Below are 12,322 nucleotides of genomic sequence, written 5' to 3' on the forward strand. Positions count from 1 at the left end.
CAGCGCGAATCGGCCGACCCGACCGCACGTCACCCGCTCACAGCTGAAGTCTTAATTGGAAACGGTCACTACTGAGGAAACAAGCGGCTACAGCAGCGGCCCGTTAGACAGCGAGCTGGCCTTGTTGAGTCGTCAGCACTTCCCACCGTCGACGACGCCAAGACGACAAAGTACGCAGGCTACTTGGGTGGGGTCGCCCACAGCGTTCCGGTCAAAAACTGCTGCATTTCTGCAGCAGCGGCGCCTGTCTCCCGCGGTGTGCCGACGAATCCGCCGAAAAAGCCTATGCCCCAGAGCATCGCGGCGAGGGCGTCAGCCAACGGCTGCACTCGAGTGGCCGAGGATAGCTCACCACGCTCCACTGCGTCTTTCACCGCCCAGGTTAAGAATCGCCGGATGATTGTCAGGGGGCAATGGTCCGGGTCGCGCAGTTCGGGACGGGTCTCACAGTCAGCAACCGAGGTGCATAAAAACGCAAGGACAGACCTGTCCTGAGCAATCGCGCTGCAGGCCGCTTCGACGAAAACCGACAGCTGGCGTACCAGACCGGTCTCCTGAGCCGCACGGTTGATTGCAGGCGCCACCACCCCGGTATAGGTGGACGTGATGACGTCGTTATACATCGTGGGTTTGTCCGCGAAGTGATAATTCAGCGCCGGCCGCGATACCCCCGCCCGCCGGGCCACCTCCGCGAGGTTGGTGCCGTCGTAGCCGCATTCGCTGAAGACCTCCCTCGCGGCGTTCACAAGACGCTCATGGGTCACCCATCCGGCAGCCCCTGCAGGCCGGCCGGGACCGCGCCGTCCTCGCTCATCCGATTGCTCCACAATCGCCGCCCGTTCCCCCCGAGCCATATCCACCCCTTGCTTGCCACCCCTGCTTGCCACCCCATGGCCGCGCGGCGCCCGCGAATTGACGGCCCCGCAAACAGTCCGGTACCGAACGTAGCTTGTTCAGCGCCCAGATCAAAGCCCAAAGGCCGCCCCGATCTCCTGCCTATAGGCAATTTTCATGTGACTTGGCGGTGGGGCAGTCCCTCACTAGTAACAATGACCGGCAAATCCGCGATTCTCATGCGCCCGTGTTGTGAGCAGTCCCCGACTCTTGCAACACGGGTCCGTCTCTTCGGAGTGGGACATCGGTCACGTCGCCCGCCTTGGCTGCGCCTTCATCGCTGCACCCACCTTAGGGTCGCCCCGCCGAACCGCCTCGCGTCGGACCGAGACGTGACCAACCCCAGCGTCGACGCTCTAGGCACCTTTCCCGCGCCGTAGCCGCCGAAACAATTTCGACACAAGGATCGGGCCGCCACCGGCCCGGAATTTCGTGTTCCGCCATCGAACCAAAACAGCCACGAGTCAGGCGTACCGTCCGCTTCACCAGGTACAAACACAGAGGAGCCGACATGTCCGCGACCGATCAGGACTGGACCAAGCCCGCCGCCATGGCGATTCCAAAAGAAGGATTTTTCGAGCTTGAGCGGGGACGGTACGGGCCGGTTTTTCCGCGCACCCCGGCGTGCTACGGCTTCTCGATCATCGCGAAGGTGAAGGAGGGTCGGGAGGACGCGATCCGCGAACACGGCAAAACCATCGAGGCAGCGATCACCGAAACGCCCGAGTTCCTCGCTCCACTACGCCTTCACTACCTGCGCTGGTTGCTCTTCGACATCGGTGATGGCTTGACTTTCCAATACCAAGGCATCTTCGACACCGATTTTGACAAGTACACCGAGGACGCCGTGCAGCTGTTCGGCCAGAGCGGAATCAATACGGTGTTCACCAATCTCGAGGGGTTCCCCGAGAATTAAAAGAAGAACCCGGACGCATTTGTGACGTTCGTGCGCGAGCACCACTTCCCCAGTTTCTTGGAGTATGGCGAATACCCGTACGTGACGGCCGATGAGGTCAAGAAGGCGCTACGGCTCAAGGATGCGTTCTCGACAATGCTCGATCAGATGCAGTAAGTGCGGGCGCTGACAGAGAACGGCCTCAGCCCCCGAGTTGGATGGCCAGGTCATATCTAGGTCACGCGGCTTCGGGAGTGGGGGAATTTACGCGTCCTGAACTGCGGTAATACTGGTGCGCGATACTGGGATTGAACCAGTTAAATTGCTTTGCTACCGTGGTGTTGTGATCAGCAAAAACAGTGGGTCTGCCTGTGCTGATGCTGGTCAGCGTAGCGGAGTGTTTCGGAAAGTTGCAACAGACTTGTTACAGTATTGTTAGCCCAAGGCTGGCCCACGTTGGCCCACGCCACTGACCAGCGCAGTATCGCAGAGCGGTGGAGGACATGGCACGGAAGAAGCGAATGCCAGGTACATTCGGCGCCGTCGAAACACTGCCCAGTGGTCGCCACCGCGCGCGGTACCGCGGACCCGACGGCCGCCGGTACACCGCTCCGACGCTGTTCCTGACCCAGAAGGACGCGCGCGGCTGGTTGGCAGTTCGGCAGGCCGACATCATCCGGGGCAAGTGGATGCCGCCCGACGCCGCCGACAGGCCTATGGCGCGCCTGACGTTCAAGAGCTACGCCGATACCTGGCTCGAGCAGCGTGACCTGAAGTCACGCACTCGCGAGCATTACGAGAAGCTGTTGGAGGACCACATCGTGCCGAAGTTCGGGGCGATGCCTATCGCGTCGATCACCGCTGACGACGTGCGCGAGTGGCACGCCAAGATGGGCACTAAGACCCCAACGCTGCGCGCTCACTGCTACGGCTTGCTGCGGGCGATGCTGGGCACCGCGGCCAGCGACGGCAAGATCTCGACCAATCCGTGTGTGATCCGTGGGGCGGCGACCGCGCGGCGCGCGCACAAGATCCGCCCCGCCACGATCGAAGAAATCGCCGTCATCGTCGAGGCGATGCCGGAGGCGTACCGGGCCATGATTCTGTTGGCGTCGTGGTGTGCGCTGAGGTTCGGTGAACTGACGGAACTGCGCCGCGGTGACATCACCATCGTTGAAGCCGAAGATCCCGAAGAGTCCTATGGCATTGCGCGCGTCGACCGCGCCGTCGTACGAGTCGATGCCGGTTTCGAAGTGACGACACCGAAGAGCGACGCCGGCCGCCGAGACGTCGAGATCCCTCCACATCTGCTTCCGGTTGTCCGCGAGCACCTCGACAGGTTCACCGGGTCAGATGCCGACGCGCCGCTGTTCCCTGCGGTCCACGGCGGACACCTCGCCCCGGCGACGTTCTATCGCTGGTACTACCCTGCGCGTGCGGCGGCGAACCGCAACGATCTCCGCTTCCACGATCTCCGCCATAGCGGCGCGGTTCTCGCTGCGGCAACAGGCGCTACGCTCGCGGAACTGATGGCGCGCCTTGGACATTCGACACCAGCAGCCGCCATGCGCTACCAGCACGCCGCGCAAGGCCGCGACCGACAGATCGCGAAACTCCTGTCGAAACTCGCTGCCGCCGACACGCAGAATTGAGCCAAGTTCCAACGGAGTTCCAGAGCTATGCGCATATACTCGGGTTAGTACCGATGGGGTAGTTCGGCAGTAACCCGGTATGGGAGTGCTGAGGCCGTCATGGCCGTTTCGGACTGAATCATCGTGAACGGCGAGTCCAGTTCTGCCCAGATGGCAGAGAGCCCCGATAGGGAGCCGGCGAGAACAGGAGCCTCAAAGGGCTTCTGCTGGACTCGCCAGTTCTGAGGTCCAGTAGTCGCCCCGGCTTATCCGCTGGGAGTGTGACACCTTGGCAAGCAAGACGATTCAAGCTGCTACCGCCCGCCGCTATGCCAGCCTCAAAGAGGCCGGGGCATACGTCGGCGTCGGAGAGCGGACGATCCGGGATTGGATCACGCGCGGCCTGATCAAGGGCTACAAGATCAACGCGCGACTCATCCGTGTGGATCTGAACGAGCTCGACGCAGCCATGCGGCCGTTCGGCGGTGCAGCGTAATGACCCAGATAAGAAGAAACCCGGCCAATGCTGGCCGGGCCACCTCGACGACGCCAATCGCTGACACTCATTCTAGCCGCGCCGCCGACACCGATCCATACGACAATGAGGACCCGACACCGCCCACTGGATGGGCACCGCCACCACGGCAATGCCAAGAGACACCCGTGCAGCTCGGTCGGCGCCGCAAGGGTCGCCGGCGTCTGGTGTCGTTGAACTGCGGCTGCCTGAAAGGGCCGCACGCCGACCCCCTGAGTTGCCTCTGCACATGGCCTCCGCTCTCCGAAAACAGGATCAACGCGGGCCGCGCTGCTGCGTTACACCTCTTGGATCAGGGACTCACGCCGAGGCTCGAAATCGAGGTGCTGCAGGCCCTGTGGCGTCGCGGCGGCGCGGACCGTGACCTTGCGGAGACGTTGCACGGGATGACCGGCGGGGTGATCGCATGACAGACGATCTCCGGGCCAGAGGTGAGGCGTTGGTGAACAGCGGCAAGTACACCAACGGCGAAATTGAACTACTGAATCAAGTCGCTGATGAAATGCTCGATCTCGCTGGTGTGCAGCAAGAGAGTCGTGCTGAGGAATCGGCAACAGTGCTCACCAGCATGCGCGACGGAGTGTGGCTCGACGGACAAGAATTTCCGCCGCTGGAGTACGTCGTGCCCGACATGATCCCCGAGGGGTTAGGTGTGCTCGCCGCACCGCCGAAGGTAGGCAAGTCCTGGTTCGTCAGTGACGTCGCGCTAGCCAGCGCCGCGGGAGGCAAGGCCCTTGGCAGAATCAGCGTCGCGAAACGGCCCGTCCTCTATCTCGCACTCGAGGACGGTGATCGTCGCCTACAAGGCCGATGGCGACGCCTCATGGGTGGCCAACCGATACCGGCTGTCAACTACATCACCCGCGCCGAGACCAGCACGGTCGTGTTCGCCATGATCTGCGAGTTCCTGCAACAACATCCGGGCGATAAGCCGCTGATCATCCTGGACACCCTCGGCAAAGTGAAGCCGCACAGGCCCGCCGGCACAGACCCATATCAACACGACTACGCAGTCGGCAGCCAACTCAAGGCCGCAATCGACACGGTCCCCGGTGCCTCGTTGCTCGTTGTCCACCACACCCGCAAAGCGGAATCGTCGGACTTCATCGATTCCGTCAGCGGTACGCAGGGGATCGCGGGCAGCGCGGACTTCGTCATGGTGCTCAATCGAAGACGGCATTCAAACGACGCGGTGTTGTCGGTCACCGGCCGCGACATCAGCGAAGCCGAGTACGCGTTGCACGCCGACGACGGTGTCCTGTGGAGGCTCGACGGTGCCAACCTCACGGAGGCAGCGGCCACCGTCGAATCGCGCAGAGATAAGCAGCACCTCGGGGACCGCGCGCTGGAAGTCCTTTCGTTCGTCAACAGTCGCGCTGAGACCGCGCTGAACGAGACCCGTGCCGCCGACCTTGCCGAGATTGGCATCGATAATGACCAAGCGCGCGTGTACCTCAACCGGCTCGCTGACTCCGGTCGCATCAAGAAGATCGGACGAGGGCTCTATCAAGGAGGTGTTACATCCGTTACGAGTATTACGAACGAGGATGCGAGCCAAGCGGACGTAACACACGAAACGGTCGTAACACCACTTTTTAGAGACGGTCAGAACGGCGACCTGGCGACCGACCAAGGTGGCGGCGAGTGAACCGCGGCGAACGTCGGCGACGCAAGCGGGCGACCGCCCAGCCGGTCATCCTCTCGGGCCAGTGCCCGGATTGCCTCAGCGAGAACACTGGTCCGGTCCGCGACCGCTTCGGCATCTGGCATATGGACATCCGCCACGACGAAACATGTCCTACCTTTCGACGTCTGGCTGACGAAGCGCGTTCGGATGACGGTGCGGGAAGTGGCGACGATGCCGCCTGAATACCGGTTCGACCCGCACCTCCTCGACGGCGACGACGGCTACGGATCGTGGCCCTGAGGCTGTTCCTGGCCTACCTCGACGATGGTCCGGAAGGCAATGCCAACCAAGTTCGGGCGCAGATCGGCGACTGTGCTTGCAGCCGGTATGGCGTTGCTATGGGGTCGGTCGGGACCGCGGTCAGTCTGTTCCACACGGTCGAGGCCGAACGCGGAGAGGATCCGAGGCCGAGCTTGGAGCTTCACTTGGCCGCCGCGCTGGACCAGATTGCGGCCGACGGGGCCTGCGAATGAGGCTCAACGATCGCGAGACCAACGAGGTGTTGTATTGCGTCAACGAACTTGTTGACCGCCGGGCACGGGCGGGTGTGCCTGTGCCGTCGTGGATGCACTCCCTAGCACGACGATTTGACATCGCGTCCTTGACCAGCACAATGTCCGCTAACGGACATCAATTAGACTGCGCTGCAGCACAATTAGAATTGTCGGTAGTAGTGAGTGCCCGCGAGGCGGCGCACATTCTGGGGTGTACGACCCGACACGTTCGCCGCCTCGCGGCCGACTTAGAGGGTGAGGAAGTCGGCGGCCGGTGGCTGTTCAGTCGATCGGCCGTGGAGGCGTATGCGAAGGGGCGAAGAAATGGCCGAGCTAGCTGAGGCGTTCGAGCAGCACTTGCGCTCTTTGTCGGACGCCGAGTGGAACGCGTTGGCCGTGCGCGTGCGAACACCGCAAGGCGAGCCGCAACCGGGCCACAGTGGCCGCGCAGAAGCCAACCGCCGTAAGAACAGGAGCACCAGGCGATGACGATGCCAGCGCCCGAGATCATTGGCCGCACCAAATCGAACCCCTACTTTCGTCGCGCAATCGCGAGCCCGGAATTTGAAGCGGTTGTTGAGGAGCGGGAGTTGTTGCTTCGGCGGCTCACCACCCTGCCAGCCGTGGAGGCGACCGAATGGCCAACGGTTGTCAACGATCAGACCCTCGCCGCGTGGGAGGAGGCGGTAGTCGCCGAGGACGCCCAGACGCGGGCACGCGCCGTCAAGCACGGCCGGCTGACCGCACGGCTCGACGCACTCGCCGGACACTTCGGGTCACTCGCCGTCGACTATGCGCGCCTGTGCCAATCGCTCGACAGCGATCTACACGAACTCATGGCGACAGTGGACGAACATGTGGCCCGACTCGATGGCGCGCGAAGCCCGGACGAGATTATCGCAGCCGGCGGTGACGCGGTGTCGGCATACAACGAGCTGCGCTCGTTGCGGACGTCGTACGACCTGCTCCGCGAAGCGCAGAAGTGGTCGACGCCGTCTCACATGTGGGTCAGCTCTGCCAGTCGATACTTCTACGACGATCCTCTTGCGTCGAATCTCGCTATCAGAAATTTGGATGAGATATTCCCATGTTGGCGTGACGGGCGGACCAGTACGGTTGTGATTTCAGGCGACGAGCCAGACCCTCGACCGTGGCCTAAAGACCCTGTTGCACAGTTGATTTGGTTATCTACCAGTGCAGCCGAGGTGTGGGTGCCGACGGAAGCGCAGTTGAACCAACTCCATGCTGAGCGCCGCGCCCGACGCAACGCCGCGGCGGCCAGAGAGACGGGCCGCTCGGCGCAGCAGACACCGACGTCCGAGTATCCGAAGCAAACCACCCGCCATCCCGGCACATACCGTCGAGCCGTCCCGATCGAAAACGTCGGTTGAGGTAGCCCGTTGCCTACGTATGATGTCGGGACCGCAGCGATCCGTATCACCCCGTCGGCTGATTCGTTCCTTATCGACGCAGACACGGCCGGCGCATCGGCGGAGATGGTGAGGCGGTCGTCGCAAGAAGCCCGACAGTACCGCAGAGCCATCCGAATCGAACCTGTGCAGTCGTGAACAAGCCAGGCGGCGGCACGGCGTCAACCCCGCAGATCGGTCGGGCAAGGACGGGCCATGAAGCAGCCGAGAACCTGCTAGTTCGTACCTGCGCCAGCCGCCGCCAAACATCAACGAATAGATCGCTGCCGCAATTAGGACCGCAATGATGAACGACCCGTCACGCCACGGTGACTTTGACCGTCACTCCGCCGACGCTGCGCCGCACCACAGCAGGCGCCGACTGACGGCGGACTGGCTTGACGCTCCTGCCCGACTCGATGCTCTTCTGCTCGCCGAACACTCCGCGAGGGTCACCGGCGAGGAACCACCGGTTCTGCTGATCCGCCCGCGCCGCCAACTCTGCATCCTCACGGCGTCGCGCCATGTCCCGCTGGAAGTCGCGCTCGAGCCAACGCCTGACCAGCCAGCCGGCCGCAACCAGCGCAGCGACTACCGCCAGCCACGGCAGCAGCCACAACAGCAGGCCGAGCAGGAACAGCATCACAAACAGACCAGCCATGCAACGAGTATAGATCGAAACACGCTGCAGTGGAGGCGATTTCACGAAAGTACTGTCGCCTGGCGCGCCGGGGGGCGGGAGCCTCCCCCTAGGGGGTCAGCCCCTGCCGCAGCACCCTGACAAATCCGCCGTGTACGGTTCCCAGGAATTCGGCCACCTGCAGCAAACAAGCTCCCATCTGCGCTTTGCGGGCAGCGCACGATTCTGCGCGTCAATTTCTACCACCGCGCGGCGCGGCTAGACCTCAATGTCGCTCGGGTATGCAAGCCTGGTGTACGGCACTCAAGGTAATCAAGCACGTACGCGCAAGGACACGATGAAGCAGAACCAGGGCGACGACAACCAGCCGGATCCGCCGCCGCCTCATCCACCTCCGCCTCCGCCGACGACGGTCACGGTTCAGCCGTGGCGGGACCCTTCCGGATACGAGAGCATCAGAGGCAGCGGGCCGCCGCCCGACAACAATGAGCGCCGACGCAACCGATGAGCACCTAGGGCAAGTCTCGTCGGCTGGCCGGGTTTATCAAGCGACGGTGAGCGCGCTCTTGGTCACCGAGTACGACCGCCGCAAGACGCTAGAAGCGCGCGGCGGCACAGTACTGACGTCATGCGCGGCGGTGCTTGCATTGATTTTTGGACTTACAGTGCTTGTGACCGGCAAAGATCCGGTGTTCGAAGATCAACTGGCCGTACTTGTGCTATTCGGTGCACTCCTGTTCTTTGTGCTTTCGGCATCTATTGCGATCGTCGTTCAGACGCACCTCCACAAGTACGACGTAGTCAGTTGCGAATACCTCAAGACGCTCGCCGAGAGCGACGAAGAATGGTTGCAGACCGCCGATCATGCCGTGCGAACCGAAGTAAGTCAGAAAGTGCGCACACTCTGCAGTCTCCGAGGTGGCAATAACACCAAGGCCAAGCTCGTGGTTGCGGGCCTCGTGGTCCAGATGATCGCGATCGCACTGCTGGCGGCATCACTTGGGCTCGAGCTCTACGGCCGACTCTAAGCCCTTTCAGTATCAGTGCTGCGTCTTTCAGTACGGGTCGAGCACGGGGGAAGTCACCGGTCAATTACGGCATCCCGGCTGTCACGGAGGTCAGCGCCTGCTTTAAGGCGACGTGCTTCTACCGCCGTTCAGCTGACCCGCGTTCCGGCGCAGCCTTTAAGGAATCTGCGGGTCGTGCTGCTTGATGAAGGCGTCGACGGTCGGTGGCGGGCCCCACCAGCGGCCGCCGTACGTCAGTGATTCCGTCATCGCCCGTCTGAAGACCTCACGCATCGCGTGGGCGATCTCGCCGACGGAAGTGTCAGCGATGAGTCGTTCGCGTACGCCTGCGTCCGCGACTATGCGTTGTGCTATCGGATCCGCGCGGTCTTCACTGAACGCAGCTGACGAAGGGTACGCCTCAGCGTGGCCTGTGCCCTTGGCGAAGACGATGATGCAGTAGGCAAGGTCGAACTGGCACAACGAGTTCAGGAGCACATCATTAGGGCCGACATCAGCTTCTGGCGGCACATCGGATTCCGCCACATCCGGACGCATCGGCGGATGCTGGACCAGGAGTTCTCGCGCAGCTGAGATAATAAATCCGTGGCGGCCGTCGGTGAGATTCGCGCGCGAAGCGTCGACCTGGGCATGGCGGATCCAGGATGAATAGATGTATTCGTTGCTGTACCGGTCCGACGGCACCGGTTGAAGCGCCACGGCGGCGGCCGTCTCCCAAGCTTCGAGGCGTACGGCGAGGCTGCCGAGGGCATAAAGCCTGATGACAACTGCCAACCGCTTCCGTGTGTCGTCGACGCCGATTCCCAGTCTGGTGTATGCCTCACGAAGTCTCCCGATGGCTTCGTCGACGAGGTCGGCGCGCGTGAAGTACAACGCTTGCGCGCAGAACGTAGTCCAGAGGTTCAGCATCCGTTCGAAGTCCTCAAGGGGCAACTCCGGATTGGCTATCTGGACCAGGGATTGAATGAAATGCCTTAACCTCACATCGTTGCCGGCCTCGATGAGCGCAAGGGTTGCATCTGAGAAGGTGGCCGTATCCATGTTCATCGAGAGCGGAACGTCCTTGGCGCCACCGGTCGATCCTTCGCGCGCGGCGAGGAACTCTCGAATCATCTGCTGAGCGAAGTTGCTTGACTCCTCGCGGATGCGCTGGGTATAGGCGGACAGTACGTCGGGCCAATGAGCGTGACGGATTGGCACATTTTCGGCGCCTTCTCGGACGAATATCTCACCGGTCCGGAACACCGTCTCGGTCTTCCCGCCGGGCTTCGGGTATTGGCCGTCTTTGCTGAAGGGCACGGGGAGCCCGTCGCGGTGGTGTGGTACGAACACCATGACGATCTCATTGCCGTTGTGCTCGTGGATCTGCACTCGGAGGTGGATCTCACCTTCGATGTACTTGCGGACGAGACTCCCCAGCTTGGCGCCGTCGAACCGGCTGCGGTCGGCGATGGTTCCGATCTGCATGCATGCATCACCGGCGTCGTTCACGCCAATGAGAATGTATCCGCCGGGTGGCCGATTTGACATAGTGACAACGTCTTTGACGAACTTGACCTTGTCGTCCTGTGCCGCAATATCCACAGATGCTTTGAGGTCAAGGTGTGTCTCTTCGGGGTTGCCGAGGAGCTCGAGCAGTTTCTCGTAGTCGGTTCGTCCATCAGGAACTATCACGCCGCCCCCCGGGCACCTCGTGCTGGGCTCCGCTTGGGCCCGCGCGTCTGCCGCCGACCTAAGTGACGCCGGGCCGAGGGCGAGCCTACTACCGCCTGCCTCGGCGGGTCCCGGCGTGCCAGATGACACTTAATCCGCCACAGGAAAGCGGCCGGGCCAAGCAAAGCTGGTCGCGGTAGGTGCCTCGTCGGTCGCCCGACGAGGCACCTACGCGGCGTGCTGCTGAGCGGCCGGGCCGCTAACTGCCTTGTTCGCATGCCACGCCGTCGACGTCGCGGTCAAGTTTAGAGCTGTAACCGGGTTGTCCGGCGAATATCGGTGCCGCTCCGGCTGCTTCGGCTTGATCGCAATTGCGGAATGGAGCCCCCCGAGCAGTAGGGCTATCAGTCAGCGGTGCCGCGACGGTCAAAGCCGCAACAACTTGGAAAGCCTGCAGGCACTTCAGCTTTCGCATGCGACACCGTCGCCATCTCGGTCTAGGCCCGACCGGTAGCCTGGCTCGCCAGAGCCCAGTGGCGCGTCACCGGCCGCGCGCGCGTCACCGCAGTCGCCGTAGTAGACACCCGATGCGAGCGGCGGTGCTGTCCCGGTGGCAGGCGGTGCCGGTGGTTGTAGGAGAGGAGCGGGTGGTGGTGGGGCGCCGGCCGCGCTGACGCTCGACGGCGATGTAATGCCATTGCACGGCGGTCCCCACAGTCCACGGTGACCGTCTCGGGCCTCCGCTTCAGCGGCGGCGATTGCCTCGTGACGGCTGACGGGAACCCCGCCGTACACATATGACCGAGCGGCGCCGGCGCGGGCTGCTTCGACGGAGTAATCCCAGCCGTCGGCACGGACGATGTAGGCCAGGGTGCGGCCATACCGGTCGGTTCGATCTTGTGTCGGGTCGAGCTCGAGGGAAAATCGCTGTCCGATCAGGGTCGACGCCGCGAACTCGGTCGCTTCAGGTCCCCAACACTCGACGGGGGAGGCGGGCTTGACCGTTTCTGGTGTGTCGATACCCAATATGCGAACGCGAAGCCGGCCGCGGACGTCGTCGCGGATGTCGATCGTGTCGCCGTCGACCACCTTGAGTACGACTGCTGTCCCCGCGACGGGTTCGGCGGAGATCGGCGGAGTGGCCGCGTACCCGCCCCCTGCAAGCATGGCGGTGGCCATTAGAGCAGCCGCACAGCGAGCGTTATGAATCGCAGGCATATCCGTCGTGATCGCGGTCCCCGCCGTCCCAATAGGCAGGGTCGGATTGCGGAATGTCGTATACGCCGGCGTCGTGTGCTTCAGTGCAGTTCGCGTACGGCCTTTCGGCGACGGCAACCGGCGGGAACCCGACTGCAGCAATCGTCATCACCACAGCGCAAATAACCGTTCTTAACACGTGCACCCCCAGCCAGCAGCACCAGATTGAATTTTCAGGGCCCCCGCCCAGGAGCAGTGT

General features: G+C 62.8%; 15 protein-coding genes and 1 pseudogene. 10 read left to right on the plus strand and 6 right to left on the minus strand.

Going from position 1 to position 12,322, the window contains the following annotated elements; all coding sequences use genetic code 11:
- Positions 1-179: 179 nt before the first annotated feature.
- Positions 180-746, minus strand: coding sequence for a helix-turn-helix domain-containing protein (locus C6A82_RS11460; RefSeq protein WP_311101793.1), 567 nt, complete (start codon positions 744-746; stop codon positions 180-182).
- A 659-nt stretch (positions 747-1,405) separates the two neighbouring features.
- Between C6A82_RS11460 and C6A82_RS11465 the strand changes: the two are divergent.
- From C6A82_RS11465 to C6A82_RS11495, 8 genes and pseudogenes are all read left to right on the plus strand, one after another.
- A pseudogene (locus C6A82_RS11465) lies at positions 1,406-1,966 on the plus strand (hypothetical protein).
- 344 nt (positions 1,967-2,310) lie between these two features.
- Positions 2,311-3,441: a site-specific integrase gene (locus C6A82_RS11470; RefSeq protein ID WP_311101794.1), complete on the plus strand. Its 1,131-nt coding sequence runs from the start codon at positions 2,311-2,313 to the stop codon at positions 3,439-3,441.
- A 268-nt stretch (positions 3,442-3,709) separates the two neighbouring features.
- Complete coding sequence (locus C6A82_RS11475; protein ID WP_105347120.1) at positions 3,710-3,916, plus strand: AlpA family transcriptional regulator; 207 nt, start codon at positions 3,710-3,712, stop codon at positions 3,914-3,916.
- 326 nt (positions 3,917-4,242) lie between these two features.
- A complete protein-coding gene (locus C6A82_RS11480; RefSeq protein WP_255419257.1) occupies positions 4,243-4,365 on the plus strand; it encodes a hypothetical protein in 123 nt (40 codons plus the stop codon).
- On the plus strand, positions 4,362-5,603 hold the full coding sequence (locus tag C6A82_RS11485; RefSeq protein WP_233217054.1) for an AAA family ATPase: 1,242 nt from the start codon (positions 4,362-4,364) through the stop codon (positions 5,601-5,603). Before C6A82_RS11480 ends, C6A82_RS11485 begins: the two co-directional genes overlap by 4 nt.
- A 269-nt stretch (positions 5,604-5,872) precedes the next feature.
- Positions 5,873-6,115 carry a hypothetical protein gene (locus C6A82_RS11490; RefSeq protein WP_105347119.1) on the plus strand — a complete coding sequence of 81 codons (243 nt, stop codon included), beginning with the start codon at positions 5,873-5,875 and terminating at the stop codon, positions 6,113-6,115.
- 140 nt (positions 6,116-6,255) lie between these two features.
- Positions 6,256-6,477, plus strand: coding sequence for a helix-turn-helix domain-containing protein (locus C6A82_RS26960; RefSeq protein WP_396836810.1), 222 nt, complete (start codon positions 6,256-6,258; stop codon positions 6,475-6,477).
- A 150-nt stretch (positions 6,478-6,627) separates the two neighbouring features.
- Positions 6,628-7,527: a hypothetical protein gene (locus C6A82_RS11495; protein WP_142406011.1), complete on the plus strand. Its 900-nt coding sequence runs from the start codon at positions 6,628-6,630 to the stop codon at positions 7,525-7,527.
- Positions 7,528-7,864: 337 nt separating this feature from the next.
- Here C6A82_RS11495 and C6A82_RS11500 read toward each other — a convergent pair whose 3' ends face one another.
- Positions 7,865-8,206, minus strand: a complete 342-nt coding sequence (locus C6A82_RS11500; RefSeq protein ID WP_142406010.1) for a hypothetical protein — start codon at positions 8,204-8,206, stop codon at positions 7,865-7,867.
- 316 nt (positions 8,207-8,522) lie between these two features.
- On the opposite strand from C6A82_RS11500, the gene C6A82_RS11505 reads away from it, so the two are divergent.
- Positions 8,523-8,693, plus strand: coding sequence for a hypothetical protein (locus C6A82_RS11505; protein WP_233217053.1), 171 nt, complete (start codon positions 8,523-8,525; stop codon positions 8,691-8,693).
- A gap of 46 nt (positions 8,694-8,739) precedes the next feature.
- Positions 8,740-9,213, plus strand: a complete 474-nt coding sequence (locus C6A82_RS11510) for a hypothetical protein (RefSeq protein WP_105347114.1) — start codon at positions 8,740-8,742, stop codon at positions 9,211-9,213.
- Between the two features lie 156 nt (positions 9,214-9,369).
- Here the strand turns inward: C6A82_RS11510 and C6A82_RS11515 are convergent, their stop codons facing one another.
- The 4 genes from C6A82_RS11515 to C6A82_RS11530 form a co-directional block, all read right to left on the minus strand.
- Positions 9,370-11,016, minus strand: a complete 1,647-nt coding sequence (locus C6A82_RS11515; protein ID WP_105347112.1) for a helix-turn-helix domain-containing protein — start codon at positions 11,014-11,016, stop codon at positions 9,370-9,372.
- A gap of 109 nt (positions 11,017-11,125) precedes the next feature.
- Entirely contained in the window at positions 11,126-11,341 is a 216-nt protein-coding gene (locus C6A82_RS11520; RefSeq protein ID WP_105347110.1) for an excalibur calcium-binding domain-containing protein, read from the minus strand.
- Positions 11,329-12,045 carry a thermonuclease family protein gene (locus tag C6A82_RS11525; protein WP_311101795.1) on the minus strand — a complete coding sequence of 239 codons (717 nt, stop codon included), beginning with the start codon at positions 12,043-12,045 and terminating at the stop codon, positions 11,329-11,331. Before C6A82_RS11525 ends, C6A82_RS11520 begins: the two co-directional genes overlap by 13 nt.
- A gap of 22 nt (positions 12,046-12,067) precedes the next feature.
- Entirely contained in the window at positions 12,068-12,232 is a 165-nt protein-coding gene (locus tag C6A82_RS11530; protein WP_105347128.1) for an excalibur calcium-binding domain-containing protein, read from the minus strand.
- Between the last annotated feature and the right edge of the window lie 90 nt (positions 12,233-12,322).

Source organism: Mycobacterium sp. ITM-2016-00318, assembly GCF_002968285.2.
Lineage (GTDB): Bacteria > Actinomycetota > Actinomycetes > Mycobacteriales > Mycobacteriaceae > Mycobacterium.

Coding starts and splice junctions, on each gene's coding strand:
- C6A82_RS11485 (WP_233217054.1), top strand. CDS start 4,362: ATGACAGACGATCTCCGGGCCAGAGGTGAGGCGTTGGTGAACAGCGGC.
- C6A82_RS11470 (WP_311101794.1), top strand. CDS start 2,311: ATGCCAGGTACATTCGGCGCCGTCGAAACACTGCCCAGTGGTCGCCAC.
- C6A82_RS11505 (WP_233217053.1), top strand. CDS start 8,523: ATGAAGCAGAACCAGGGCGACGACAACCAGCCGGATCCGCCGCCGCCT.
- C6A82_RS11530 (WP_105347128.1), bottom strand. CDS start 12,232: ATGACGATTGCTGCAGTCGGGTTCCCGCCGGTTGCCGTCGCCGAAAGG.
- C6A82_RS11495 (WP_142406011.1), top strand. CDS start 6,628: ATGCCAGCGCCCGAGATCATTGGCCGCACCAAATCGAACCCCTACTTT.
- C6A82_RS26960 (WP_396836810.1), top strand. CDS start 6,256: ATGTCCGCTAACGGACATCAATTAGACTGCGCTGCAGCACAATTAGAA.
- C6A82_RS11500 (WP_142406010.1), bottom strand. CDS start 8,206: ATGGCTGGTCTGTTTGTGATGCTGTTCCTGCTCGGCCTGCTGTTGTGG.
- C6A82_RS11525 (WP_311101795.1), bottom strand. CDS start 12,045: ATGGCCACCGCCATGCTTGCAGGGGGCGGGTACGCGGCCACTCCGCCG.
- C6A82_RS11520 (WP_105347110.1), bottom strand. CDS start 11,341: ATGCGAAAGCTGAAGTGCCTGCAGGCTTTCCAAGTTGTTGCGGCTTTG.